The sequence below is a fragment of the Hymenobacter humi genome (genome assembly GCF_042665855.1).
Classification (GTDB): domain Bacteria; phylum Bacteroidota; class Bacteroidia; order Cytophagales; family Hymenobacteraceae; genus Hymenobacter; species Hymenobacter humi.
Genome location: NZ_JBHTEK010000007.1, coordinates 48,311 through 73,345 on the forward strand (window position 1 = coordinate 48,311; position 25,035 = coordinate 73,345).

General features: G+C 63.4%; 30 protein-coding genes and 3 pseudogenes. 21 read left to right on the plus strand and 12 right to left on the minus strand.

The window, feature by feature from the left end:
- Positions 1-44: 44 nt before the first annotated feature.
- The 4 genes from ACFQT0_RS31100 to ACFQT0_RS31115 form a co-directional block, all read right to left on the minus strand.
- Complete coding sequence (locus ACFQT0_RS31100; RefSeq protein WP_380207438.1) at positions 45-656, minus strand: hypothetical protein; 612 nt, start codon at positions 654-656, stop codon at positions 45-47.
- Complete coding sequence (locus ACFQT0_RS31105; protein WP_380207440.1) at positions 611-1,405, minus strand: hypothetical protein; 795 nt, start codon at positions 1,403-1,405, stop codon at positions 611-613. Before ACFQT0_RS31105 ends, ACFQT0_RS31100 begins: the two co-directional genes overlap by 46 nt.
- A 246-nt stretch (positions 1,406-1,651) precedes the next feature.
- The gene (locus ACFQT0_RS31110) at positions 1,652-3,145 is read right to left on the minus strand and encodes an IS1182 family transposase (protein ID WP_380207442.1); all 1,494 of its coding nucleotides are present in this window, start codon (positions 3,143-3,145) and stop codon (positions 1,652-1,654) included.
- An 83-nt stretch (positions 3,146-3,228) separates the two neighbouring features.
- Positions 3,229-3,666, minus strand: coding sequence for a hypothetical protein (locus ACFQT0_RS31115; protein WP_380207444.1), 438 nt, complete (start codon positions 3,664-3,666; stop codon positions 3,229-3,231).
- 674 nt (positions 3,667-4,340) lie between these two features.
- On the opposite strand from ACFQT0_RS31115, the gene ACFQT0_RS31120 reads away from it, so the two are divergent.
- From ACFQT0_RS31120 to ACFQT0_RS31180, 13 genes and pseudogenes are all read left to right on the plus strand, one after another.
- Positions 4,341-4,946, plus strand: a complete 606-nt coding sequence (locus ACFQT0_RS31120) for a hypothetical protein (RefSeq protein ID WP_380207446.1) — start codon at positions 4,341-4,343, stop codon at positions 4,944-4,946.
- Positions 4,947-5,225: 279 nt separating this feature from the next.
- On the plus strand, positions 5,226-5,354 hold the full coding sequence (locus tag ACFQT0_RS31125) for a hypothetical protein (RefSeq protein WP_380207448.1): 129 nt from the start codon (positions 5,226-5,228) through the stop codon (positions 5,352-5,354).
- A 65-nt stretch (positions 5,355-5,419) separates the two neighbouring features.
- The gene (locus ACFQT0_RS31130) at positions 5,420-5,929 is read left to right on the plus strand and encodes an RrF2 family transcriptional regulator (RefSeq protein WP_380207450.1); all 510 of its coding nucleotides are present in this window, start codon (positions 5,420-5,422) and stop codon (positions 5,927-5,929) included.
- On the plus strand, positions 5,926-6,291 hold the full coding sequence (locus ACFQT0_RS31135; RefSeq protein WP_380207452.1) for a cupin domain-containing protein: 366 nt from the start codon (positions 5,926-5,928) through the stop codon (positions 6,289-6,291). Before ACFQT0_RS31130 ends, ACFQT0_RS31135 begins: the two co-directional genes overlap by 4 nt.
- A gap of 640 nt (positions 6,292-6,931) precedes the next feature.
- Positions 6,932-8,241: pseudogene (locus ACFQT0_RS31140) on the plus strand (cbb3-type cytochrome c oxidase subunit I).
- Positions 8,219-9,271 carry a cbb3-type cytochrome c oxidase subunit II gene (locus tag ACFQT0_RS31145; protein WP_380207454.1) on the plus strand — a complete coding sequence of 351 codons (1,053 nt, stop codon included), beginning with the start codon at positions 8,219-8,221 and terminating at the stop codon, positions 9,269-9,271. The pseudogene ACFQT0_RS31140 and the gene ACFQT0_RS31145 overlap by 23 nt, the downstream one beginning before the upstream one ends.
- A gap of 64 nt (positions 9,272-9,335) precedes the next feature.
- The gene (locus tag ACFQT0_RS31150; RefSeq protein WP_380207456.1) at positions 9,336-9,527 is read left to right on the plus strand and encodes a hypothetical protein; all 192 of its coding nucleotides are present in this window, start codon (positions 9,336-9,338) and stop codon (positions 9,525-9,527) included.
- A 125-nt stretch (positions 9,528-9,652) separates the two neighbouring features.
- On the plus strand, positions 9,653-10,042 hold the full coding sequence (locus tag ACFQT0_RS31155) for a hypothetical protein (protein WP_380207458.1): 390 nt from the start codon (positions 9,653-9,655) through the stop codon (positions 10,040-10,042).
- A 12-nt stretch (positions 10,043-10,054) separates the two neighbouring features.
- Positions 10,055-10,396, plus strand: coding sequence for a group III truncated hemoglobin (locus ACFQT0_RS31160; protein ID WP_380207460.1), 342 nt, complete (start codon positions 10,055-10,057; stop codon positions 10,394-10,396).
- A gap of 137 nt (positions 10,397-10,533) precedes the next feature.
- Positions 10,534-11,317, plus strand: a pseudogene (locus ACFQT0_RS31165) (succinate dehydrogenase/fumarate reductase iron-sulfur subunit).
- Between the two features lie 130 nt (positions 11,318-11,447).
- Positions 11,448-12,116 carry a cupin domain-containing protein gene (locus tag ACFQT0_RS31170; RefSeq protein ID WP_380207462.1) on the plus strand — a complete coding sequence of 223 codons (669 nt, stop codon included), beginning with the start codon at positions 11,448-11,450 and terminating at the stop codon, positions 12,114-12,116.
- Between the two features lie 103 nt (positions 12,117-12,219).
- Entirely contained in the window at positions 12,220-12,450 is a 231-nt protein-coding gene (locus ACFQT0_RS31175; protein WP_380207464.1) for a hypothetical protein, read from the plus strand.
- A gap of 32 nt (positions 12,451-12,482) precedes the next feature.
- Positions 12,483-13,799, plus strand: coding sequence for a molybdopterin-dependent oxidoreductase (locus ACFQT0_RS31180; protein ID WP_380207466.1), 1,317 nt, complete (start codon positions 12,483-12,485; stop codon positions 13,797-13,799).
- Between the two features lie 235 nt (positions 13,800-14,034).
- Here the strand turns inward: ACFQT0_RS31180 and ACFQT0_RS31185 are convergent, their stop codons facing one another.
- From ACFQT0_RS31185 to ACFQT0_RS31830, 6 genes and pseudogenes are all read right to left on the minus strand, one after another.
- Positions 14,035-14,664 carry a gliding motility-associated C-terminal domain-containing protein gene (locus ACFQT0_RS31185; RefSeq protein WP_380207468.1) on the minus strand — a complete coding sequence of 210 codons (630 nt, stop codon included), beginning with the start codon at positions 14,662-14,664 and terminating at the stop codon, positions 14,035-14,037.
- Positions 14,646-15,089 carry a PKD domain-containing protein gene (locus ACFQT0_RS31190; RefSeq protein ID WP_380207470.1) on the minus strand — a complete coding sequence of 148 codons (444 nt, stop codon included), beginning with the start codon at positions 15,087-15,089 and terminating at the stop codon, positions 14,646-14,648. The genes ACFQT0_RS31185 and ACFQT0_RS31190 overlap by 19 nt, the downstream gene beginning before the upstream one ends.
- A gap of 2 nt (positions 15,090-15,091) precedes the next feature.
- Positions 15,092-15,796, minus strand: coding sequence for a hypothetical protein (locus ACFQT0_RS31195; protein WP_380207472.1), 705 nt, complete (start codon positions 15,794-15,796; stop codon positions 15,092-15,094).
- On the minus strand, positions 15,769-16,077 hold the full coding sequence (locus ACFQT0_RS31200; protein WP_380207474.1) for a hypothetical protein: 309 nt from the start codon (positions 16,075-16,077) through the stop codon (positions 15,769-15,771). The genes ACFQT0_RS31195 and ACFQT0_RS31200 overlap by 28 nt, the downstream gene beginning before the upstream one ends.
- 83 nt (positions 16,078-16,160) lie before the next feature.
- Positions 16,161-16,412, minus strand: a complete 252-nt coding sequence (locus tag ACFQT0_RS31205) for a hypothetical protein (protein WP_380207475.1) — start codon at positions 16,410-16,412, stop codon at positions 16,161-16,163.
- Positions 16,409-17,289: pseudogene (locus tag ACFQT0_RS31830) on the minus strand (DUF7948 domain-containing protein). Before ACFQT0_RS31830 ends, ACFQT0_RS31205 begins: the two are co-directional and overlap by 4 nt.
- A gap of 510 nt (positions 17,290-17,799) precedes the next feature.
- On the opposite strand from ACFQT0_RS31830, the gene ACFQT0_RS31220 reads away from it, so the two are divergent.
- On the plus strand, positions 17,800-18,270 hold the full coding sequence (locus ACFQT0_RS31220; RefSeq protein ID WP_380207340.1) for an alpha/beta fold hydrolase: 471 nt from the start codon (positions 17,800-17,802) through the stop codon (positions 18,268-18,270).
- 8 nt (positions 18,271-18,278) lie between these two features.
- Entirely contained in the window at positions 18,279-18,620 is a 342-nt protein-coding gene (locus ACFQT0_RS31225; RefSeq protein ID WP_380207342.1) for an alpha/beta fold hydrolase, read from the plus strand.
- A gap of 176 nt (positions 18,621-18,796) precedes the next feature.
- Here the strand turns inward: ACFQT0_RS31225 and ACFQT0_RS31230 are convergent, their stop codons facing one another.
- Positions 18,797-19,306 carry a hypothetical protein gene (locus ACFQT0_RS31230; RefSeq protein ID WP_380207344.1) on the minus strand — a complete coding sequence of 170 codons (510 nt, stop codon included), beginning with the start codon at positions 19,304-19,306 and terminating at the stop codon, positions 18,797-18,799.
- Positions 19,307-19,758: 452 nt separating this feature from the next.
- Between ACFQT0_RS31230 and ACFQT0_RS31235 the strand changes: the two genes are divergently transcribed.
- From ACFQT0_RS31235 to ACFQT0_RS31260, 6 genes are all read left to right on the plus strand, one after another.
- The gene (locus ACFQT0_RS31235; RefSeq protein WP_380207346.1) at positions 19,759-20,058 is read left to right on the plus strand and encodes a hypothetical protein; all 300 of its coding nucleotides are present in this window, start codon (positions 19,759-19,761) and stop codon (positions 20,056-20,058) included.
- Positions 20,059-20,075: 17 nt separating this feature from the next.
- Positions 20,076-20,306 (plus strand): helix-turn-helix domain-containing protein, encoded by a 231-nt coding sequence (locus ACFQT0_RS31240; protein WP_380207347.1) that lies wholly within the window; start codon positions 20,076-20,078, stop codon positions 20,304-20,306.
- Positions 20,307-20,432: 126 nt separating this feature from the next.
- Positions 20,433-22,286 (plus strand): ice-binding family protein, encoded by a 1,854-nt coding sequence (locus ACFQT0_RS31245; RefSeq protein WP_380207349.1) that lies wholly within the window; start codon positions 20,433-20,435, stop codon positions 22,284-22,286.
- A gap of 93 nt (positions 22,287-22,379) precedes the next feature.
- The gene (locus ACFQT0_RS31250) at positions 22,380-23,042 is read left to right on the plus strand and encodes a T9SS type A sorting domain-containing protein (RefSeq protein ID WP_380207351.1); all 663 of its coding nucleotides are present in this window, start codon (positions 22,380-22,382) and stop codon (positions 23,040-23,042) included.
- A 180-nt stretch (positions 23,043-23,222) separates the two neighbouring features.
- Entirely contained in the window at positions 23,223-23,324 is a 102-nt protein-coding gene (locus tag ACFQT0_RS31255; RefSeq protein WP_380207353.1) for a PID-CTERM protein-sorting domain-containing protein, read from the plus strand.
- 240 nt (positions 23,325-23,564) lie between these two features.
- Positions 23,565-23,702: a hypothetical protein gene (locus ACFQT0_RS31260; RefSeq protein WP_380207355.1), complete on the plus strand. Its 138-nt coding sequence runs from the start codon at positions 23,565-23,567 to the stop codon at positions 23,700-23,702.
- A 174-nt stretch (positions 23,703-23,876) separates the two neighbouring features.
- On the opposite strand, the gene ACFQT0_RS31265 is transcribed toward ACFQT0_RS31260, so the two are convergent.
- Positions 23,877-24,182, minus strand: a complete 306-nt coding sequence (locus ACFQT0_RS31265) for a hypothetical protein (RefSeq protein ID WP_380207357.1) — start codon at positions 24,180-24,182, stop codon at positions 23,877-23,879.
- Positions 24,183-25,035 lie beyond the last annotated feature (853 nt).

The window sequence follows — 25,035 nt, forward strand, 5'->3', positions numbered from 1 at the left end:
CTTCTCCTTCTGAATCAGCTGCGCCTGGGTGGCGCGCAGGTCGGTCAGGAGCGTTGCAGCTCGCCGGTGCGTTCGGCCACCTGCGTTTCCAGGGTTTCGTTTTGGGCGGCCAGCAGCGCTTGTTTCTCCTGTTCCTGGGCGAGGGTCTGGGCCGAGAGCTGTTCGACTTCGCCCAGCTTCACTTGCAGCAGCTGCGCATCCAGCGCGAACTCGCGGGCCAGGTGCAGCGAAATGCCCAACGCCGGCAGCGCAAAACTGCAGGCGGTCAGCAACTGCCGCAGCACGAATTCCTCCGGTAGCAACACCACCACACCCGCATAGGCCAGCGTGACCAGCAGGCCGGCGGCAAAACCACTTGCCACAATGCCGGCCCCGCGCTGCCGCTGGCGCAGGGCGCGCCCGGTCAGGCGCAACTGCTCGACCAGGGGCAAGACCAGCAAGAGGACGAAAGGCAGAATTCCGGCGGGATGCAGGTAGAACACGGCGTAGAGCAACACCAACCCGCCGTAGGCGACCCACAGCGCCGCATACACCCGACCGGGACGCACGTAAAACAGGTCGTACAAGGCACGTACTGCCCACAACCCAATCATACCCGCCAGCGCAGCGGTTAAAACGCTGAACACCACATACGTCGTGAACGAAGCGAACGGCACCGCGAATACATAGTAGGCCAATACCGACGCCAGGGCCGCCAACAAGGCATAGCGGGCGAAGTAGCGGTTGGCGCGCTGGGCCGGGTTGTAGCGAAAAAAGCCAGGTGCAAGAGCGCCAAGAGCACCATAAAGCCCAGGTTCACCAGGTAAACCCGGGCGCTGTCGCGCTCCCGGGCAATACTTTCCGCGTATTGCATCGGGCCATACAAGTATATTCGCAACGCCGGATTGTGGTCCTCGCCCTGGAGCAGCGCCGGCCGCCAGGCCACGTAGCGCACGGCCAGCACCTGCTCGGCCGGGCCGCCGGCGGACAACAGGCCCGGCTGGGGAAACCTACCCCGGGGCCGCATCCGCGCGGCATTGGCACTCACGTGGCCGTGCTGCAACACCCGCCGGCCGTTGAGGTACACCTCGACCGCGCCGAGCTCCCGGGCCTGCACCAGCACCTCGCGCAGCCGCAAGCTGTCGCCGGGGCGGAAACGCAGCCGCAGCCAGCTAATGCCCTTGCTGAAATCGGCCGGCAGTTCGCGCCGGGGCCGGGTGGGGTTGATGGTGTCCCAGGCCGCGTCGTCGAAGTCGGGCCGGGCCCAGGCGGGGTTGTCGCCGGGGTGGTAGCGCCAGCCTTGTTGCAACAGCAGACCGTCGGGCGGCAGGCGGACGATGCGTTGGGCAGTGGCGGGGCACGGCGGCATGGCCCGGGCGGGCAGGGCCAGCAGCCAAAGCGCGGCCAGCAACAGAACGTAGCGCATGGGGACGGAACCACGCCGCCAACCCTGTGCGGAAGTGGAATTAAATAAAGGCAAAATTGAGCTTTAGGCGAGCAAGCTACGACTCAATGTGACGCTTTTTTGTCCGTCACCGGGGTGACAACCAAAATACCGGAAATGCCAGCGGTGACTAGGGACGTGAGTTTACGGAAACGGTAGTGGCTGTTGCAGAACTCGGTTCAGGAGTGCTAGACCGAGCAATTGCTTGGCGAGTGCCCGAGTGGGAGCCTAACTGGGACACCTGTTGCGCCGCCAAGTGCGGGTATTCGCGGCCAGCAGGGGCCGTGGCAGGGCCACGGCGGCGGCCACTTGCTGCTGGAGCCGGTGCTTGAGGAGCTTTTTGAGGTTGTAGGCCACGGCTGCGAGCAGCATGGTTTTGTGGGCACCGGCCAAGCCGCGCACGTTGAGCCGGCGCAGGCCGTAGTGGTGAATTAGGTTGCCGAAGACCGGCTCGACGGTGCTTTGCCGGACCCGTCGCATGTGCTGCCCTCGCCGGCTTTGCTGGCGCTGCCACGCCCGGCGGTAGGGGGCGTCGTAGAGCGTGCGGGTGAGTTGCTTGCGCTTGGCCCCGGGCACGCACGTGGGCTTCAACGGGCACTGCTGGCAGTCTTGGCAGGTGGCCCAATAGATTTTGCTCCAGTTGCCGTCGGCCGTGGTGTCGTACTTGCGAAACGGCAGCGCCTTGCCCGCCCGGCAGCGGTAAAGGTCCTGCTGCGCGTCGTAGGTAAACCCCTCAATCTCGGCCTTGTACTGGCCAAAGACGGGTATCCAGGCCGTGAGGTGCTGGGCTTCGAGCAGGGCGTAATTCGAGCCGTTGGCGTAGCCCGCGTCAGCCAAGAGATCACGCAAACGCAGTTCGTGGGCGCGCAAGCGCCGCTGTAGCCCCAGCAGCAATCGGGGCAGGTGTAAGCTGTCGCGGCTATCGGCCAAATCGGCCTGCACGTGGCTGATGACGCCGTGGGCCGTGTCCACGGCCAGGCTGCAGAGGTAATTGAGGGCCCGGGCTTTGCCAGGCTTGAGGGAAATGCGGGCGTCGGGGTCGGTGGGGCTATAATGGGTCTTGTTGCTCAGTAGCCGCGCCTGGGGGTGCCGGGAACCGGGCACGCTGGAGTGGACGGCGAGCCGGGCCTGGCGGGCGGCCAGATTCCGCAGTTGGTGGGCCGGGGCCGTCACCACCGACGCGGCCGGGGCCACGGCCGCCGCCTCTGCGGTGGCCAGAAACGGGCCGCGCGTGCCCGCCACGTGCTTTTCGAGCACCGCCTCCAAGGAGGCGTTGGCCTTGACCGGGGCTGAATCGACGGCCTGCGTGTCGCCGGCGACCAGGCCCCGGGCCACGCACTGGGCGAAGACGTGGTCGAACAAGCGCTCAAACACCGCGGCCGGGAACAGCTGGCGGGTGCGGCTGATGGTCGAGTGCCAGGGCAATTCTTCGTCCACCTCGTAGCCGAGGAAGTAGAGGATGTCCAACCGGAGCGCGCAGTGCTCGACCAGGCGGCGGTCGCTGACCAGGTTTTCCAGCCGGCCGACGAGCACGAGTTTGAAGAACACGACCGGGTCGAGCGAGGGCTGCCCCGTGTGGCTGTACAGGCCTTGCGTTTCCTGGTAGAGAAACGACCAGTCGACCAGTTCCGCGAGTCGGCGGTAGAGATTATGGCGGGGCACCCGCTCACTGAGCCGAAAGCGAACTACCTCTTTGTCGAGAAACAGCTTCTTGCCTTGCATCTTCCTGCTACGAACCCGGGTTCTGCAACAGCCACGGTAGGTAAGCCCAACAAGGTATCGTGTTCGGGTGGGTTTCCTGTTCGCTACTGGAACCCGATTTTGAAGACCATGGAGGTGCTGGGGCTCACCGGGCCCTGGTGGGTGGGGCGAAACGACACGTCGCGTTTGACGTACGCGACCAACAGTGGGTAATAGGGCAAGGATTGCACCGAATAAGGAATCGTCTCGGCTTGATAATTGAGCAAGTTCACCTCCAACGTGGCTTGACCGAGCTCCGTCACGCTCACTTTGAGCACCCGGACCAGCCGGTGGCCACCGTCGGGGGTGATGGCCACTTGCACCGCCGCAAAGCCGGTGATGCCTTTGCGCCGCAAGGCGGCAGGTAAGGTCGCGTGGGGCTTTTTGCGCTCCAGCTTAAAGGCTACTGGCTCGACCGGGTCGATAATAATCTGCGCGTCCGGGGGAATCGTGTCGACTTGTGCATAGCCGGACGTTGCGACGCCGCACAAGCCGATTAACACCACCCAAAAAATACACGCAGAACGTAAGCGGAGCTTTGCCATGAACGCATGATACACCTAGCCAGGGAATAGTGCGTCACCTAACCCATTTTGAATCCGAATAAAGTTCAGCGAAACGGTCGGAACGGCAAAGGAGCGAATAGAAGGAAGGTAATCCGGCGGTTGTTGCCCATCGCTCTATCTTCGTCGGGTTAACAGGTGTTTTGTCAGTATTTTGGGATTGAAACGCCTTTTTTAACTTGGGCCGTCGCCGGCTCTTTTTCCGGCCAAAACTTGCACCACAGCCTTACTCCACTTTTTTCCCGCCGTCCCATGACTGGTTTTCCTTCCCTCCGCCGCGCACTGGATCTGCTGGGCCGCGCGGCGATGATCACCATTCGCGCGGTTAACTGTTGTTTTCTCAGCCAGTTACCCTAACGCCCCTTTTAATTACCGGGGCCGTTACGCTGCGGGCCGATGTGCATCAGGTGCTGGACACGTCCTTGCGCGGGCAGAATAAGAAAATCCAAGGCCATAAAAAAGTAGTGCGGGGAGGTTGAAAAAGAAGTATACCGCTCTTTTCAGCAAAACGGTCTAATTTCTTATGAAGCGGTTACGCAAATTCAGCCGGCTGGTGGGGGAAGCGTTGGCGGGCGCGGTGCTGGTCGCCTTGGGTGCGAAGTATGGCTGGGCCTATGCGAACGACCCGTTTTGGAGCAGCGGGCAGAAAATCGGGCTGCTGCTGTTGCTGCCCGCCGCGTGGGGGCTGGCCGTGCTGGCCCACGAGCCTGGGCCACGTGCTGGCGGGCCGGACCCAGGGCTTGGGGTTCCGCTGGTTGGCCGTCGGGCCCTTCCGCTGGACCCGGGAACGGGGCCGCGGGCGCCTGACGTGGCGCCCGGACCAGCCCGCGGCCGGCGGCCTGGCCGTGTGCGTCCCCCGCCCGATGCCCGCGGCCTGCGGTGGCGCTTCCTGGCCTTTGCCGCCGGCGGCCCCTGGCCAGCGGGGTGTACGCCGGCGCGGTCTGGGGCGTGTGCGCCCTGCTGCCCCCGCCGCGGGCGCGGGCCGGGTGCTGGGCGGCGCCCTGGCCGTGAGCGGCCTGATGTCCGGGGCGCTGGCCCTGGTGGCGCTGGTGCCGCGGCCCGCGGCCAGCGACGGCGCCCGCCTGCTCGCCCTGTGGCGCGGCGGCCCCGCCGCGCAACGGGCCGTGGCCCTGCTCGCGGCGGAGCTGGCCTCGCTGGCCGGCGCCCGCCCCCGGGAACGGGCCCGCCCGCGGCTGGAAGCCGACGCCGCGCCCGGGTAAACGGCCCGGGGTGCCCCGCGGCCGCCGGACGCGCGCCCGGCCCGAACGACAGGACGCCGTGCCTTTACTCGAAAAAGCCCCTGTTCAGCGAAAGGAGCGTTACTTTAACCGCCTGCATTCTCCCGTTCTTTTCGGGTGGAACACCCCGCCCTTCTATGAACCTGCCCCTAGTTCCCCTCCCTGGTTGCTTCCTGACGGGCGCGTAGCCGCGTCGGTACCGCCCCAGGGCCGGTCCGTGGCCTTTAGCCTGGCCGTGGCCGCTGCTTCCGCGCGGACACCGTGGCCGTGGCCCTGAACGGGCAGGACCTGGTGAAGCATGCGGCGACGAGCTCCGATTTCAGCAGGGGCGTGACGGACCCGAGAGTGTACCAAGACCGACACGGGCTGTGGGTGCGCGTGGCGGGCTAGAGCATGCACAATTCATATCGGACAAAATTGTCCACTATTAAATTTACTACTACCTTTGTGCCATCATGGCAATGTTCTCCAAGGCGTGTGAGTACGGAATTCGGGCTGCGATTTACATCGGGCAGCAGTCGGCCGACGCTGGCCGGCGGGTAGGCCTGCGCGACATTGCCGCGGAAATCGATTCGCCGGAAGCCTTCACGGCCAAAGTGCTTCAGCTGCTGGTGCGGGCCCAGCTTATCACCTCCGTGAAAGGTCCCACGGGCGGCTTCGCGCTGACGGCGGAGCAGCTGCGCACGGTCACCCTGAAGCAAATCGTAGTAGCCATTGATGGGCCCGACATTTTGCAGGGCTGCGCCCTGGGCCTGCGGCAGTGCTCGGCCAAGCAGCCCTGCCCCATGCATTACCAGTTTGTGCCGATCCGCGACCAGCTAAACGAGCCTGCTGCGCGCCCACACCATCGGCGAGCTAGCCGGCAAGGTGCACGAGGGCCTGGGCTTTTTAAAGCAATTCAGCTAACCCCTTTTTTATTCAAATACCGGACAAATTTATCCGGCAATTACCCTTATCTTCCATGACCTCCGACCAGAAAGCCCTCGTCACGGCTACCGTGAGCACTGCCCACCCTATGTATCCTCCCCTAAAATGCGGCAGCCTGCTCCACGGGCAGCACCCGTCCGTCGGCGAACAGAAAGGCCTCGTGCTGCTCGATAAAGCCGGTCAGAAAATCATTTTCAAAACCTTTCAAGCCGGCGAAACCATGCCCACACATCACCACGACGCGGGCGACGTGCTGGTGGCGGTACTCGCCGGCCGGCTGACCATCACGCAGGAGGCGACCAGCGTGGACGTGGCGGCCGGCGACTACGTCATCTTCCCAGCCGGCGCGCCGCATTCGCTGGCCTGCCTGGAGGCCGCCCGCATCCTGATTTACCGCTAAGCCGGGGCGGGGCGGTTGGCTTGCAATGGTGGTCTTTTTGCTGATAACCAGCATAAAGACCATTTATAGTCAGTTGTTTATGCGAGGCTTTTTCACTCTGTATTTCATAAACCGGCAATGAGATATTTTTATCTGGATAAGGCTTTGGGGCCGGGGCTGCTGGCCCTGCTGCTGCCGGTGGCCGGGCAGGCGCAGGCCCCGGCTCCGGCCGAGGCCCCCATGCTCACGCAGCCGGCCGTGCTGGGCATGCTGGCCCTGCTGCTCGTCATTGTGCTCGGGGCGGCGGCCGTGCTGGTCAGCCGGGTCGCTTCGCTGGTACGCGGCAGCCAGAAGCCGACGTTGGAAGAAGAGCTGGAGCATTACGACGAGACGGTGACGAACCTGACGCCGGCGCAGCTGGCGGCCATTGTGGCGCGGCACCAGGCCCGGCAGTTCGCGCTGAGCGGGGCCGAGCCTGGGCAGCGCCAGCTCCGCGCGGGACCCGCAGGGCCTGGTGCAGCAGGTGGCCGTGGACGTGCATTCGCCCTGGTTTCACGAGAAGCGGCGCACGGCTCCGTTCACCGACCTCGACCCCCGGCTGACGCGGCTGGTATCGGCGTTTTTGCTGTGCGCGGCCGGCTGGCTGGTGCTCGGCACCACGGTGGGCTGGTACGTGGGCGTGAAGTTCGTGAGCCCCGACCTCGACCACCTGGCCGCCCTCTCCTTTGGGCGGCTGCGACCGGTGCACACCAACATGGTGTTCTGGGGCTGGACGTCGCTGGCCATGATTGGGCTGGCCTACTTCGTGGTGCCGCGCACCAACAACATCCCCATCTACAGCCTGCGCTGGGGCTGGTGGTCGCTGGGGCTGATTAACGCGAGCGTGATTCTGGGCACCGGCTGTCTGCTGGCGGGCATCAACAACGGCGGCGGCGAGTACCGCGAGTACACCTGGCCCGTGATGCTGCTCTTTGCCGTGGGCGTGGTGCTCACGTTCGCCAACTTCTACCAGACCATTGCGCGGCGCACCACGGAAGAGTTCTATATCTCGAACTGGTACATCCTGGCCGCCACCATCTGGGGCATCGTGCTCACGGTTATTGCCTACCTGCCCTTTTACCAGAATGGCATGGGGGAAACCATTACGCAGGGCTACTACATGCACATGGGCGTGGGCATGTGGTTCATGACCTTCACGCTGGGCCTGATGTACTACTTCCTGCCCATGTCGCTCAACAAGCCCATTTACTCCTACTCGCTCGGGGTGCTGGCCTTCTGGACGCAGCTGCTGTTTTATACCATGATTGGCACCCACCACTTCATTTTCAGCCCCCTGCCGTGGTGGCTGCAAACGGTGGCCATCGTGTTCAGCGTGGGCATGGTGATTCCGGTGCTGGCCGGCACCATCAACTTCCTGATGACTTTTCGGGGCAGCCGCAAGCGCGTGGGCGACTCCTACTCGCTGCCCTTCCTGCTCATTGGGGTGCTGTTTTACTTCACCGGCTCGTTTCAGGCTCGCTGCAGGCCTTCCGCTACACCAACCTGGTGTGGCACTTCACCGATTTCAACGTGGCCCACTCCCACCTGACCATGTACGGCATCGTGGCGTTCATGCTCTGGGGCTGCATTTACACGCTGGCCCCGCGGCTGCGGGGCGCGAGCCCGGCAGGGCCTGGTGGGGATGCATTTCTGGTTTGCCCTCCTGGGGCTGTTGGGCTACAGCATGGCCCTGATGATTGGCGGCACCCTGAAAGGGCAGAGCTGGATGGCGGGGAGCCCTTTATGAAATCGGTGGTGCTGATGGCCCCTTACTGGCTCTGGCGGGCCATTGGCGGCACGTTTATGCTCCTGGCCCATTTCGTATTCCTCTTCAATCTGGCCGATATGCTGTTGGGCAAAGTGGCCCCGGCCCCGCCCGTTGTCACTCCCGAACCCCAAGTCCAAGCGCATGAAATCCTGGAGTCTGTATAAAAACCACCGCCTGTTTGCGGGCACCGTGTTCCTAGGGTTCCTGGGCCTGAGCGTGCTCATTGCCGTGCAGCCGGCCGCCCGCATTCAGGCCGAGAATGCCCCGCTGCCCACCGCCGAGGCCCTCACGCCGGAGCAGCAGGCCGGCCTGCGCGTGTTCATCGGCGAGGGCTGCGTGGCCTGCCACACCCAGCAGGTGCGCAACATCGACATGGACAAAATGTGGGGCGGCCGGCCCGGCCTGCCGGCCGACTACGCCTGGCGCAAGCGCCTGGACGTGTGGCGCGCCACCCCGTCCGTCCTGGGCTCGGAGCGCACCGGCCCCGACCTGACCGAAGTGGGCGAGCGGCAGCCCAGCGACCTGTGGCACCTGATTCACCTCTACCAGCCACGCGCCGTGGTAAAGGAATCCATCATGCCGGCCTTTCCGTGGCTGTTTCAGGACAGCGTGGCGGGCACGCCGGCGGGGCTGGCCGTACGCATTCCGGCGGGCTTCCGCGAGCCCGGCAGCCACACCATCGTGCCCACGCGCCGCGCCCAGCGCCTGGTGGCTTACCTCATGTCCTTGAAACAAGCCGAGCTGCCCACCGGCGCAACGGCGCCCGCCTTCCTGAACGTGTCGCCGCCCAAAGCCGCCACGGCCACCGGCCTAGCCCCCGACGCGGCGGCCCTGCCGGTCCTCGACGGGGCCGCCCTGTATGCCACCAACTGCCAGGCCTGTCACCAGGCCAGCGGCGAAGGGCTGAAGGGCGCTTTTCCGCCCCTGAAAGGCAGCCCGGTCGCCAACAATGCCGATGCGACGCTCATGGTCAACATCGTGCTGCAGGGCTACGACCCGCGCCCGGAGTACGCCGCCATGCCGGGTTTCGCCGCCAAGCTCACCGACGCGGAAATTGCGGCCATCGTCAGCCACGAGCGCCGCAGCCTGGGGCAATACCGGCGCGCCCGTCACGGCGGAGTTCGTGCAAAAGCTCCGGGCCCTGGTCAAACCCGGTCCGGCCCTCTAATCAACTTTTCCATCCTGTACTCATGAAAAGGAACCTGTTTGCCTTGCTCAGCTGCCTGCTGCTGGCGCTGCCCGCGCTGGCCTGCCCGGTGTGCGAGAAAACCAGCCGAAAGGCTTTGCCGGCGTTACGCACGGCGTGGGGCCGGGCGGGGCCTTCGATTATGTGATGCTCTACGGCTCGATTGCCGTCGTCGTGGTCACCCTTATGCTGTTCTTCCGCTTCCTGCTCCGGCCTGATAACCGCCGCAACCAGGCGCGGCGGGAGCAGCTCACTTTCCGCTAACGCCCGCCCCATGCCTACTTCTGACGACTCGCAGCAGGTGCTGCTGTTCCTTGACGACAACCCCGTACCGTTTGCCCGCTACGCCCCGCCGGTGAAAATCGACCTTGACACCACGAAGCTGGTGGATGGCCCCCACGAGCCTGCGCGTGGTCGCCCGCTCCACCAGCGGGGTGGAGGGCGTGCAGCGCATTTCATTCGTGGTACGCAATGGCCCCGCCATTACAGTGCTGGGGTTGAGCGAAAACGACACGGTTTCCGACGTGGTGCCCCTTACCGTGTCGGCCTACGGCAGCGAGCGGGCCGATTCGTTCGTCATCACGGCCTCGGAAACGCCCCAGGGCGTGCCGGCCTGGGTATGGGCCGGCATCCTGGCGTTTATGGGCTGGGGGCGTACTACTTATTCACCGCCATTTCCGTGCCCGCCAGCTAGCGTCGGCATTCTTTACCTCCTCTTCCGTCCATGGAAACTTCCGAAAAAACCGACATCCGCGAGCAGGACGATATCCGCCGGCTAATTGATGCCTTTTATGCGCTGGTCCGCCGCGACGAGCCTGCTCGGGCCGGTGTTTGCCGCGCGCATCCCCGACGGCCACTGGCCCACACACCTTGATACCATGACGCGCTTCTGGACGGCGGCCCTGCTCAGCCAGGCCGCCGGCTACCGCGGCAACCCCGGGGCCAAGCATATGTACCTGCCCATCGAACAGGCGCATTTTACGCGTTGGCTGGCCCTGTTCGGCCAAACCGTGGATGCGATGTTTGCGGGCGGGAATGCCGCCGAAATGAAGGTGCGGGCCCTGAAAATGGGCGAGATGTTTCAGGCCAAAATAGCTTCGGCCCGCGCCAGCGGCGGTCTGTCGGTACTGTAAAAGCTGCCCGGGCCCGCCCCACCGCGGCGGCCGGTTATTGCCAACTGCTTCAGCAGCCCTCCTTTGAGTCACAGGCCCGGTGGGGGCCCAATTTAGGTAGCCGTACCTTGAGCAGTAACCGTAAACCCGCTACGACGATGACTCCTGCTAAGCAGCAACCCGACGCGCTCCGCTTAACCCTCCACATCTGGCGGCAGAAAAACCGGGCGGCGGCGGGGCACTCGTGACCTATGTGGTGCAGGACATCTCCCCGGAAATGTCGCTTCTGGAAATGCTCGATGTGCTCAACGAGGAGCTGCTGCACCAAGGCCAGGACCCCGTGGCCTTCGACCACGACTGCCGCGAAGGCATCTGCGGCTCCTGCGCCTTGTTCATCAACGGCCGCGCCCATGGGCCACAACGGCTCACCACGGCCTGCCAGCTGCACATGCGCACCTTCGCCGACGGCGACACCATCACCATCGAGCCCTGGCGCGCCAACGCCTTCCCCTCAACAAAGACCTGAGCTGCGACCGGTCGGCGTTCGACCGCATCATCCAGGCGGGCGGCTACGTGAGCGTGAACACCGGCGGCACCCCCGACGGCAACGCAATCCTGATTCCCAAAGAAATAGCTGACCGTGCGTTTGAATCCGCCACCTGCATCGGGTGCGGGGCCTGCGTGGCGGCCTGCAAAAACGCCTCGGCCGTGCTTTTCGTGGGGGCCAAGGTGATGGAGTTGGCGCTACTCCCGCAGGGCCAGGTGGAGCGCCAGACCCGCGCCGAGGACATGGTGGCCCAGATGGATAAGGAGGGCTTTGGTTCCTGCTCCAACATCGGGTCCTGCGCCGCCGAGTGCCCGGTGGGCATCTCGCTGGAAAACATTGCCACCCTCAACCGCGAATACCTGGTGGCCAAAGCCACCTCCAACCACCTGGCCTGATGCTTCGGGCGGATATTCCGCTTTCGAAGACTGCTGACGGCCTTTTTCCCGCACTTGCTATGGAACCCATGACTACCGTTTCCGAGGTGCTGAATGCCCTGAAAAAGAGGGCTACACCATCGATTTCAATTTGCAGGACAACTGCCTGGTCTGCCACGGCAACGCCCTGCAGCTTGCGTCCGACGAGTTTCGGGTGGACCGGCACTACCGCTTCGAAGGCCAGTCGGACCCCGGCGACGAGGCCGTGGTCTACGCCATTTCCTCCGCCCGGCACAACGTAAAAGGCACGCTGGTGAACGGCTACGGTGTTTCGAGCGAGGCGATGGGGGCCGACATGGTGAAGGCCCTGCGGGATAATTCCGCCTTCGGCGCGTCCCCGGACGAAACCCGGGCCCCGGCCGAAAAGTCGAATGACGCCACGCCGCAGCGCCCGGCGGGCACCCGCCCGCTGGATGCCCCGCTGCTGGTGCTCGACCTGCCGCAGGCCCTGGCCCAAATCAAGCAGGAGCCCGCCTGGCACAGCAGCGACCGGAACTCGCTCACGCTGCTTCAGTCGGACGGGATACGCCTGGTGCTGATAGCGCTGCACGAAGGCGCGGAGTTGAAAACGCACACCACTCCCGGCCCCATCAGCGTGCAGGTGCTCGAAGGCCACGTCAGTTTTCGGTCGCAGGAGCAGACAACCGAGCTGGTCCCCGGCCAGCTGCTGACGCTGCACGCCGGCCTGCCGCACAGCGTAGTGGCCCGACAAGAGTCAGTATTTCTGCTTACCCTGGCCTCGCCTGCCGCCCGCAAGTAGCCCGCGCCGCCCCGAACGATTGCGCTTTTTCAGGTAGCTCAAGCCAACCGGCCGGCCCCCGGAGAAAAACCGGTTGCCATCCCTGCCTACCTAACCCGCCCGCATGATTCCCCGTTTCACCGCCGCCGAGCAGGCCGTTCATTACCCTGATGACCGCCGGTCCTTCGTGGCGGTCAAGCCCTACATGGTGGTCCTGCTGGGCGGCCTGCTGCTGGGCGCGGTGGGCCTGGCCTGGGGACAATACCTGCTCTGGGGCTTGCCCTGGACCCTTCCCTGGCTACCGCCGCCACAGCCGGCCGCGACCCGGCCGGCTTCCCGTGGTGGGTTAACCTAAGCCACTGGGCCAACTTTTTCCTGGCCCTGCTCATGCGCAGCGGCCTTTCCATCCTGGCCGACCACCCGCGCCTGTACTGGAACAACGGCTGCACGCCCACCAGCGAATGGGTCCGGTTTACGCCCATCGTGGTGCCCTTGGACCGGATGTGGACCGCCAAGGAAGACAACCGCTACATCAGGCCCGTGTGGGGGCTGCCAGGCTACCGCCACACCGTGGGCATTGCGCGGGTCTGGCACTTTCTCACGGTGCCGTTTTTCCTATTGAACGGGGTCGTGTTTGTGGTTCTGCTGTTCACTACGGGCCACGGGCACCGGCTGGTGCCCGCCTCCTGGCAGGTGCTGCCCGATGCCTGGCGCGTGTTCGTGTACTACGCCACGCTGCACCTGCCGCTGGAGCCCAACGGCTTTTACCACTACAACGCGCTGCAGCAGGTTTCCTATTTCGCGGTGGTGTTCCTGCTCGCGCCGCTGGCCATGCTCACGGGCATGGCCATGTCGCCGGCCATCGAGAACCGCTTTCACTGGTACCCCCGGCTGTTTGGAAACCGGCAAAGCGCCCGCTCCCTGCACTTTCTGGTGCTGGTGGCCTACGTGGTGTTCCTCGTCATCCACGTGAGCATGGTGGCGGCCACCGGGCTGCTGCGCAATATGAACCACATCACCCGGGGCACCGACGAGGCGGCGAGCCCGGCCGGGCTGTATTGGGGCATCGGCATCGTGCTGGTCACGGTCGCGTTTGGCGGGCTGGCGCACTGGCTGTCCTGGCGCCGGCAGCGCGGCCTGCAGGGCCTGCAGGCGGCAGTGAGTGGCACGCTCTGGCGGGCCACCCTCAACCGGTTCCAGCCCCGTGCTTTCTACCAGAAGAAAGACATCTCGCCCTACTTCTGGGCCAATGGCAAGCTGCCGGTGTCGGAAGAATGGAAGCAGCTGGCGGCGGAAGGCTTCGCTGGCTACAAGCTCAAAATCAGCGGGCTGGTGGAGAATCCCGTGGAGCTGTCCCTGGCCGAGCTGCAGGGCTTGGCCAAGGAGCAGAACATCACCATGCACCACTGCATCCAGGGCTGGACGGGCATCGCCGAGTGGGGTGGCGTGCCCTTGCGCGAGATTGTGCAACTGGTCAGGCCCCACGCCTCGGCCGCCACCGTCGTGTTCTATTCCTTTGGCGAAGGCCCCTTTGGCGGGGCCTACTACGACACCCACACGCTGGAAAACTGCCTGCACCCGCAGTCGATTCTGGCGTGGGAGATGAACTACGCGCCTCTGCCCGCCATCTACGGCGCACCGCTGCGGCTGCGGGTGGAAAACCAGGCTGGGCTACAAGATGGTGAAGTGGATTCGCGCCATTGAGTTCGTGGAAAGCCACCAAACCGTGGGCAAAGGCTACGGCGGCAAAAATGAGGACGATGAGTATTTTGACCTGCTGGCCAACACGTAACCACCCGCCGGCTGCTGGCGCAGGCAAAAGGACAAGTCAAACCTCAATAGCCAACGAGTTAACAAGGGGGCCATGATTTCCTTTACGTAAGCCCGACCTCTCGAAATGAATGGGCTACGATAGTTCACTTTAACGGTACGTTGGCTACTACCGGACAATATGAAGCCAGCCCTTTAGTTGCTTTTCGCAAAGGCGCTCATTCACCAGCCGGTAAAAATATTCACCAGCCGGAAGCCCAGGGGCTGACCACTCATTGGCGTAATTGTCGCTATGATACACTTCGCGTCCCCATCGGTTGTATACCCACAAGCGCGTGCCGGGAAGGGCCGCGGTAGGCCGGAAAGTATCGTTCGCGCCGTCGTGGTTGGGCGTTATAATATTAGGTGGCAACTCAGTGGGAGCTGTCCCGATTAGGCGGTTGAGCGTCTGGGTGCAGCCAGCGGTGGTAACCCGGACGGAGTAGGTACCCGGCGTTTGCACTGTGATGGCGGGAGTGGTTTCGCCCGTTGACCATAGAAACGTACTGTTGGCGGCGACACCGCGCGGGGCTAAAAGGACAGCCGCGTTGGAACACACGAGCGTGTCGGGGCCTAGCTGCGGCCGCGCCACGGCACGCACCAGCACGCTGTCGCGCACGGTGCAGCCGTTGGCCGTGATCTGCACGCTGTAGCGCCCGGGCTGCGTGACGAGCAGCGTGGGGGTGAGGGCGCCGGTGTTCCAGCGGAAGGCGCTGCCGGGCTCGGCGTTGGGGCGCAGCGTCAGGGGCTGCCCGGGCACAGGGGCTGCTCCGGTCCCAGCGCCGGCAGGGGCAGCCGGCGAACGTCGACGCTGTCGCGCACCGCGCAGCCGCCGTTTTGGATGCGCACCCGGTAGCGTCCCGGCTGGTTGATGTTTAGGGTCCGGGTGCTCGCCCCCGTGCTCCACTGGTAGCTGGCGCCGGGGTTGCCCGCATCGACGGTGACTTGGCTGCCGCACAACACCACGGCCCGCGGCAACACGGCGGCCACCGGGGCGCTTACCTGCACCTGCGCCGTGGCGGTGTCGTTGCGTGAGCAGCCGGTGCCCCGCCCATAGGCCACCAAGCGGATTTGGTAGGTGCCGGGCTGGGAGTAGGTGTGCTGCGGGGTGCGGGCCGTATCGGGTGGGGTGCCGTCGCCGAAAAACCAGCGAAACCGGGTGCTGCCGCGGCTGGCGTTCGCCAACGCTACTTGGTACGGGGCACAGCCCGGGGCACCGCCGGGGTAACGGCCCGCACGACCGGGCCGGGACCGGTGCCCTGGTCCAGGACGTAGGCCACCACGTCCTTGCGGGCATTGCCGCTGCGGGTGGTGGCGGCGTACGCGCCGGGCGTGGTCGGAAACCCCGCTCCGTTGATCACGCACGCGTTCGCGTACAAGCGCCCCTGCTTGTCGAACCGGGCGCGGCCGTGGGCATGGCCCAGGCTGCCGAAGAACGAGCCGAACGTCCAGCGCGCCAAGCGGGCATCCAAGGTGAGGCTGAACATGCGGGCGATGCTGGAGTTGGGCGTAATGGTGGTGGGGCTGTTGGGGAGCGGGTTGACAATGGGAATGTTGTCGTAGCTGACCCCGGCGAGGTGCACGTTCTCGCATTCGTCCACCTCGAACGCGTTCACGCCCAAGCCAAAGCGTAGCTCGGTTCGCGCCAGCAGCAGCTGCCGTTGCAGCGACGGGTCGAACTTGGCCACAAACACCTCCCCCGCCGCCAAGCAACCGGGCGTGGGCGCAAGGGCGTCGAACGTGGCGGCCAGCACGTACGGGTTGTCGGCCGCGTCCAGGGCCAGGTGCGGGGCCGTGCCGCTTAAGTTATCCCGAAACAGGAACGTGGAGGCCACGACGGCCGAGCCATCGGCCCGCAAGCGCGTTAGAAACCCGCTGTTGGTGTTGGGCACGTAAGTGGGCCGAAAAGCACCCGCCGAAATGGGAAAATCGGGACTGGACGTGGTGCCCAGCAGCAGGGGGCCCCGTTGCTATCCAACGCCAGGTCGTTGATGATTTCGTTGACTTGCCCGCCCAGCAGCGTGCTCCAGGCCAGCGCCGTGAGGTCCGGCGCGAAGCACGTCACAAAGCCGTCCAGCAGCCCGTTTCGGGTGCGGTCGAACGCGCCGGCCGTGGTGGGGAAGTTGAAAGAATAGGTGGTGCCGGCCACGACGATGCGCCCAGCCGCGTCCACGGCGACGTCTGCAAAGGTTTCGTCGGAGCTGCCGCCGAGGTACGTCGAGCCCAGCAGCTGCCGGCCGTCGGCGCTGAGCTTGCTTACGACCAGGTCCTGGAGCCCCCGTTGTACACCGGGCTGAAGCTTCCCGCCGTGGTGGGGAAGCCCGCGCCGTTGGTGCTCGCGACCAGCACCAAGTCGTCGGCGCCCGTAACGGCCAGGGCAAGCACGTCGTCGCGGCCTGGCCCGCCGAGGTAGGACGCGTAGCGCAGCTGCCGGCCGTCGGGGCTGAACTTGCTGATGGCCACGTCCTCGGTGCCCCGGAAGGCCGTTTGGTACGCCCCCGGCGTCACCGGGTAGCCCCCTCAAAGGCCCAGCCGCCCGAGTACAGGTTGCCTTGGGAGTCGTAGGCCGTAGAGGAAGCCCACACTTCGCCTGCGGAACCCGAATAGGTGCAGGCCGTTACCGTGGGGTCGATGACCAGCGGCAGCTGGGGGTTGTAGCCCATAGGGAAGTCGTAGCGCAGGGTGTTGCCCTCCAACTGGTAGCGGCAGGCCACTACGCGCCGCTGCTTTCCTACCACCTGGTAGGCGTACGGGCGTTGCTCCACCACGTCGGTCACGGAGGTATGCACGAGCAGGGTGCCGTCGGGGCGCAGGCGCAGGCGTTCGGCCCCGCGGTAGCGCAGGGCAATGTCGGCCGGTTGCCCGCCGGGCTGCACCACAAAATCGTATTTCAAACTGCCGTCGGCCGTGCCGTACACGCGCAGGTCGGTGCCGGCGTAGAGCCCCGCGTAGCGCACCTCTTCGAACAGGGGCACCCGGCTGGCCCAGCGGCGGGGGCGTTGCCCAGAAAGTAGTTGTGGTAGCTGGCCAGTTGCTGCTGACCGGCCAAAGCGACGGCGGCGCGTGCCCCCACAAAGTCCACAAACACCGCGTGGCCGTGCAACGTCAGACCGGGCAGTGCAGCACGGGGGCGGGAAGCGGTTTTTTCCGTGGCCTCGTGCGCGCGCTGCAAATCGGCGGCACTGCGCCAGTTGTAAACAAACCCGGTGGCCGTGAGGAATACGCTGCCGCCGGGAATTTCGGCCTTGAACCGGACAGCGTCCGGCCACTGCCGCTGATTCTGAATAAATGCGGGCCCGTTACCCGCCCAACAAAACCGGCCGCTCAACAGGCACAAAACCAGGGTAACCGCAGCTAGGGAACGAGAAGTAAACAATGGAATCACTCGAATTGGGAAAAATGATAGGTCGGATAATATCCTAAGGCACGTAGAGCCTGTTAAAATTTACAAGTAACTGCCAGACGAAAAGAGACCGCACAGGTTACTGTATTTTTCATTCGACCAAAGAGGCGCTAAACGGACCCGACTGATTTCCAGGGGCAAGTTATTCCAGAAACCCGGCGCTCGCCCTTGCAGGCCGCCCACCGGCTTGCGAGCCGTGTTCAGGAAAACGGTACTCGCGTGCACTCGCTTTGTTCAATCGAAGGAGGCTTACCAATTTGCTTTCCTTGTGGGGCTGTGCTGCCCCAGCGGGAAGGCGAGCCAAGCCGCTGGCAGGGGCTTAGCTCGCGTGCTCAAAACGCGGCGCTAAACGTAGCTTGCACCTTCGCTGGAAGGGGCGCTTTGCGGGGAGCAAGAGGCTTCGTCTCTGGCAGCGCCCGCTCAGCTTCGTGTAAACGCGGGCCGGCTCGACGTCGGCGCCCCCACCAACGCCACCTGATTAGCTGCCTCGCGATGCGTCCCTACCTGCTGCTTTTGCTCATCCTCCTCTCGGGCCTACGCGCCGTGGGCCAGCCCGTGCCGTACGGCAATAACCCGGCCGCGGGCCATTACCAACTGGTGCGGGGAGTCAAGCTCTACTACGAAGTGTATGGCAAAGGCCAACCCCTGTTGCTGATTCACGGCAATGGCGGGAGCATCGAGAAGTTCAAGGCCAACATCCCCTACTTCGCCCAACGGTACCAGGTGATTGCCGTGGACAGCCGGGCGCACGGCAAGTCGGTGGACCCGGGCGACTCGCTCAGCTTTGAGATGATGGCCGATGACTTTGCCGGCCTGCTCACCGCGTTGCGCCTGGATTCGGTGAACGTGCTGGGCTGGAGTGATGGCGGCATCAACGCCCTGGCACTCGCACTCCGGCACCCCAAAAAGTGCGGCGCCTGGCGTCCACGGGGGCCAACCTGTCGCCCGACTCCGCGGCCCTAGTACCGGCGGTGTGGAAACAGCAACAGGTAGTCTACCAGGCGAATAAAGGCAAGGCCTTTCCCGACCCGGTGCAGCGCAATAAATGGAAGGTATTTAAACTGGATGTGTTGCAGCCCAACATTCCGCTGGCGACGCTGCGGCAGATTACGGCCCCCGCCTTCATCATCGCCGGCGACCGGGACATCATCACGCACGCCCATACGGTGGCCATCTACCGCCACCTGCGCCGCGCCTGGCTGTGGATAGTGCCCAACAGCGGCCACGCCACGCTCCGGGAGCATGCCGACGAGTTCAACCAAAAGGTGGACGAGTTCTTTCAGGCGAAAGCGATACCGGCCCTGGCGCACTGACGACGGGCGTGCTCCGCGCCGGGTGTGAGGTGACCTGGTGAGAAAGGGTGGACCAAAAGCAAGTCGTGTGCGGTGCGCTACCCTTCTTACTCAAGAGTAGCAAGGAATACCTGTTGCGCTATCCGTTCAAGAAAACGGTAGCGAAGTAAACTAGGCCCGTTCAATTGAAGGAGCGTTTACAAAGTGTTCTTCTTGAAATCCTTTCGAAGGGCAGCCATTTTTAACCTTTTGTAAGCCCGCAGATACCGCCAATCGTTGCGGTTGTCATACATCAGCTGCACGTGGTAGTAGTTCACGTGTTCGGCTACGCCAAACAGGTAAGCGAACAGCGCCCACTCCGTGTGGGTTTGCGCGGCCCAAGTGTGCGCAAACCGGGCGTTCAACAGCATTACCAGCACGGGGTAGGCCACGATAACGCACACGTTCACCCATTGGAAGCCGTGGAAGTGCCGCAGGATGCGTTCGGGTCGACGGCGTTCCCCTTGCACCGTGGCCAGTTTTTGGCGCCAGTAATAAGTGCCTTGCGCCAGCACCAGCAGCACCAAGCCGATGCCGTACGTCAACAACAGCGTGGGCCGCCACCCGTACTTGACGTTGAGAAATAGGCCAAACAGCGAAAGCCAGACGACGTGGAAGCGCTCCAGTTTGTAATACTCCGTCAGGCGCTTAATCAACTGGTCTTTCATCCCGCGAAGATGAACCGCGCGGACCCAACAGGTGGCCGTTGCTGGCACGAATCAACGACAGGAGGCATTTCTACCCCGGTAACGGACCGTTCACCTAAACGGTCCGAAAAGCGAAAGGAGCAATCAGGCCTTTTGATTTCATAGAGAGCGGTTTGGCATTATGCTGGAGTAGAAAATACCAGAAACAAGAAGCAACTCGAAGCTCCTTCTGCCCCTGCCGCTTATCTATTATCTTATTAGCCGCAATGGCACCGGGTTGGCTTGGGCAATTGGTGCTTAAGATGTTTCAGGCGGTGCCGCTGAGTAGTACGTGCCAAGGGCCGGCAACGCCAAGGTGGCAAAACACGTTGGGAATAAACTCTTTGCTATCTGACCCGTAGGCGGCTCTGCCTACCCCTGTGGCCGGGTGTTTCGGGCGAAGCAGTGCCGCTTCCGGCGCCCATACAGTCCCCATGAAACTTTACATCAAATACATGGTCAGCGTGCGCTGCAAGCTGGACGTGCAAGCCAAGCTTGACAAGCTCGGGCTGCATTACGGTCAGGTGGACTTAGGCGAAGTCGAGTTCAAGCAAGACATCACGGCGGAGCAGCACGCCCAATTGCAGCGCGAATTAGAAGACCTGGGCGTGGAGCTGCTGGATAAGGGCAAGGGTGAGTTGATTGAGCAAGTGCAAGCCCTCATTATCCAACTGGTGCACCATGCCGATGCGCTGCCGAAAATAAAAACTCCGACTACATCAGCCAGCAGCTGAAGCGGGAGTATAGCCAGGTGGCCACCTTGTTTTCGGAATCTACCGGCGTCACCATTGAGCGCAGCATCATCCGGCACAAGATGGAACGGGTGAAAGAATTGCTGCTGTACGACGAGTTGAGCCTGACTGAAATTGCTGCGAAGATGAACTACAGCAGCGTAGCGCACCTCTCCGGCCAATTCAAAAAAGAAACCGGGCTGACGCCGACCTTCTTCAAGCAACTTAAGCACAAGAAGCGGCCGGTATAAGGTATTGCGAATGATGTAAATCATTTCGGAAATTGTGTAAGACGAACGGGGTGTAGGAAGAGGAGCTTTGCAGTATGCAAATCCATTTATCCTTCAATTCCGCCGTATGACAAATCGCTTACTTTTTTGCTATCCGTTGCCGCGCTGCTGGGCTCCCCGAAGACAAGTAGTGGGCAGGTTGCCCCGGCTCTAGGGGCCGCTTCCAGCTTTGCATTATTTACGGCGGTTGGCGCCGTCGAAAATTCCGGCCCCACCATCATCAACGGCGACATTGGCACCAATGCCGGCGCCTTCAACGGTTTTCCGCTCGGCGTGGTGAACGGCAACATTCACGTGGCCGACGCTTATGCGACGCAAGCCGCCACGGATGTGCAAACGGCCTACGGCTACATGTCGACCATTCCGTGCGTAACGCCGGTGGCCGTATACGGCGGAACCCCGGCCGTCACGATGGGTCCCGGCTCCTACTGCGTGGGCGGGGCGAGCACCCTGGCCGGCACCCTGATTCTGGACGGCGGCGGCGACCCAAACGCGAAGTTCTTCCTTCGGGTAACCGGGGCCTTGACCACGGGCGAAAATTCCCTCGTGTTGACGCAAAACGGTGCTACTCCCAGCAATGTGTACTGGCAGATAGGCGGGCAGGTCACGTTGGGCCGAAATTCGGTGATGCGGGGTACGCTGCTCGTGAACGGCGCCATCAACATGATTGCCGGCGCTTCGCTGATAGGCCGGGGCCTTTCGCGCGAGGGTGCCATTACGATTGACACAAATACGGCCAGCCTGCCGAGCTTTGTTGTAGCGCCAGTAGTGACATCAACCGTTTGGTTGGGCAACCGCACCACCGATTGGTTTACGGCCACGAACTGGTCGGCCGGCGTGCCCAGCAGCACCTTGGATGCTGGTATTCCCTCCAACACGTCGCCCTACCCGCTGATTGCCGCTGGCAACGCGGCCGCCAATAACCTAACCATTGGCACCGGCGCCAGCCTCACACAAAGCGGCGGCACCCTCGACTTGAAAGGCAACCTGAGCAACAGCGGCACCATCAGCGCCACCGCTGGTACTATGAGCCTGAGCAACGGTACCGCAACGCAAATCCTTGGCGGGAGCGGCATCACCCAGTTGTGGAGCCTGACCATTGCCAACGCCAACGGCGCCATCCAAAGCGGTGCCGTGCGCATCCACGGTGTATTGGCCCCGGCCAGCGGCAACCTTTCCACCAACGGCCAGACGCTAACGCTGCTCTCCGATGCGGCCGGTACGGCCCTGGTGAACAACAACGGCACGGGCGTAGTAAACGGCACTGCCACCGTACAGCGCTACATCGCCTCGACCAACAGCGGCTTGGGCTACCGCCACTACAGCGCCCCGGTTTCGGGTAGCACGGTGGGCGACCTGGCCACGGCCGGCTTCACGCCTGAAATCAGCCAGGGCAGCGTTTACAACACTTCGGCCACGCCGGGCTTCACCACCCCGTTCCCCACCGTATTTGCCTACGACCAAAGCCGCCTGGCTACGGTTACCAACAATTATTCGGCTTTCGACAAAGGGTTCGTGGTTCCAGCCAGCTTGGCTTCTCCGCTGGCCGTGGGCCGGGGCTACGCGGTCAACATCAGCGCTTCGCCGCTGGTTGATTTTGTAGGCCAGCTCACCAACGGCAACCAGAGCCTGAACCTGAGCCGCAACGCGGCCGCCTCGGCCAACGCCGCCGACGCCGGCTGGCAGCTGGTCGGCAATCCTTACCCCGCGCCGCTCGACTATAGCTTAGTAGCTGAAGGCGACCGCACGGGTCTGGACGCTGCCATCTCCGTTTACGCTAGCTCCGGCCCCTATGCCGGCCAGTACCGCGCTTACCTGCCCCCGTGGGTACCAACCCTGGCATCGGCAACCCCGTGCTGCCGGTTGCCCAGGGTTTCTTTGCCCACGTCAGCAGCGGCCAGACTGCGGCCTCGCTCACCTTCCGCAACAGCCAGCGCCTGACTACGCCTAACAGCACCGCATTTCAGCGCTCCACAACCGACAGCCGGCCCGTGGTGCAGCTCGAGCCTGCGTGCCGGTAATGGGACCGCCGACATGCTCTATGCCTATGCCCAGACCAGCGCCACCTCCGGATTCGATGCGCTCTATGACGCCCTGAAACTGACCAACCCGTCGGGCCTGAACTTGGCCAGCGTAGCCGCCACCAGCGAAGCCTTGGCCATTGATGGCCGCCCGGCCTTCACTGCTTCCACCGTGCTCCCGCTGACCGTGGGCGTGCCCGCGGCCGGCACCTACACGCTGGCTGCCGCCACCATCGTCAACCTGCCCGCCAGCCTCGATGCCCTGCTCACCGATGCCGCCACGGGCCAAACCGTGAACCTGCGTTTGCAGCCGGCTTACTCGTTCAGCGTAACTAGCGCCCAAGCCGCCGCTTCGATGACGGGCCGTTTCACGCTGCACTTTGCTGCCCGCACCGCCCTCGCCAATGCCCAGGCCCTAACGGCCGCCGAGGTGACGCTCTACCCCAACCCGGCCCACAACGCCTTCACCGTTCAAGTGCCGGCCATAGACGGGGCCACGCAAGTGCACGCCGACCTGCTCAACTCGTTGGGCCAGGTAATGCGCCGCCAGAATACTGCTTTGTCTGCCGCGGGTGCCCGCCTCGCCGTGGACGCTACCGGCCTGGCCGCTGGGGTCTACACCCTGCGCCTGCAGGTAGGAGCTACCACGTTGGCCAAGCGCGTCGTGATTCAATAAATTATACAGAGCCGGCCCCTGTACGGGGCCGGTTCTGTATTGCTCTTAAAGTACCCAATTCTATGAAATCCTTTTTTCTTCCGCCATAGGCTTGCTGGCCTTATCTGTGCTGACCAGCCTGCCGGCGTTGGCCCAGGCTCGGGCGGCCCGGCGCCCGCCACCCCGCTTGACCCGACAGCGGTGCCCATCGATGGCGGCGTTTCGCTGCTGCTGGCTGGCGGTGTCGCTTTCGGTATCAAGCAGCTCCGCGCGCGCCGCCTAGCGCGCCGGTCCACCAAATAAGCGCTCATACAGCATTGCCGTCGGCGGCAGGTATCCTTCCGCTGGCTGCAACTGGTGACCGGGCCATTCACATGTAAAGCCCTGCCCTGCGTCAGAAAATAAAAGAGGCGGAAGCTCCAGTAGCTTCTGCCTCTTTTTGCGTTGCACCAACGGCCTAAAAGGTTAGGGGTATTATAGTCTAAACAGTCATGAGGTGGTCTAGGCAAGGAGGACAGAAGAAGGACGTCTATTTCTTCTGTGATGGCAGCAAAATCAAGCGGATCGTCGCCCAACCAACGGCGTAAATACGACGAGGCGTTTAAGGCGGAGGCCTGGCGCCTGGCCTCGGAAAGCCGCGGCACGCAGGCCGCCGCGCAGCAGTTGGGTCGTACCCGGTAGGGCATCCGCCCTAAGCGGCTCCACCGCTGGCAGCAGGCGCAGCTCGTGGCCGAAGTGGGCAGCGAAGCAGTGGCGCGCGACCCGGAGGTGCGCGCCCTGCGGGCCCGCCAACAAGCGGCTGGCGCAGGAGCTTGACATTTTAAATAAAATCCTAGTTCTGCCTGCCGTGCATGCTCAGCGGCTGCTCGAAGAACTAATTAGCTCCCCCGCAAACGCGCCGGTGGGCTTGGCGTCGCTGCTTTTCTGGCTGGGCCAATAGCCCTGGTGCAAGGCTCTAATAAAAAACACAATGGGCTGCAGCGGGGAGGCGTCGCCCAGGGCGTTGAGCAGGAACTCTCCCTCCTTGGCCGTCAGGGAAACCGAGTCCACGCATCGTCCTGCGCGCATGATCACCAGGTCCCAGGGGTAAACCGATTGCACCAGTAACGCGGTGTAGTCCCGGCTCAGGTAGGCCTCTAATTTTTGCAGGGTCTTGTGCATAATCAGCGAAATATAACGTTTGCCATATAGTTACACTGCCCTAAATGTAACTATTTTCTGTTCACCTATTTTAACATTCGCTTTGAATGAACTAAAAAAAGCCCATTCCTTTCAGAACGAGCATGTTTTTTCTTAGAAACCCTGTGCTTTGCTTCAACGAGCCATAGGACGGAAAGGGTAGCCCCTGGACGGCGAACCGGAGCCCTTCCCGTTTGGCGCCTCCGGGTGGCCATTTCCCTCCGTACCAGGGGTGGGAACGTTTTCGCCCGGCGCACCGCGATGGGAGAGGTCGGAAGCGCCCGAAGGGTTAACGTTTAGCGACGAAGGGGCGTGCGATTCCCGCGCAGGGGCGGCTGGGGCGACTCGTGTGCGCCCATGAGACCGGCCTTCCCAACCGCCGCGGTTCGGGCCACGGGCCACCAGCGACTCGGAGTACCCCGCCCGGTGCCGGCCCCCGGCCTGGGCGTCCGGGTCCGTTGCCCGACGCACGCGCTGGCCAACGTCGGCACACAACGGCCTGCCAATGGGGCAGGTACAGGCCCATCGCGGGGAAGCAAACGGAAAAAGGCCACCGCCTTAAACGACGGAGCGGAACAATAGGTAGCGCATTCCGATAGTTACGTTCAATTTGTATCGTCTGGAATAGCGAATACAAGAACGCCACGACCAGAGCGGCCGTGGCGTTCTTGTATTCTCCCGGTGGCGGGGCCCCGGCGTCGGAGGGCAAGCGGTTCGCCCAGAAGTCCATCGCTGGTCTCCAAGGGGTCGCGCTGGGGGAGGTGAAAAAAGAGGAAAAGGGTAAACGATACGCCAACTTATACAGACGGAATGGTAATTGCAAGCAATACTATAA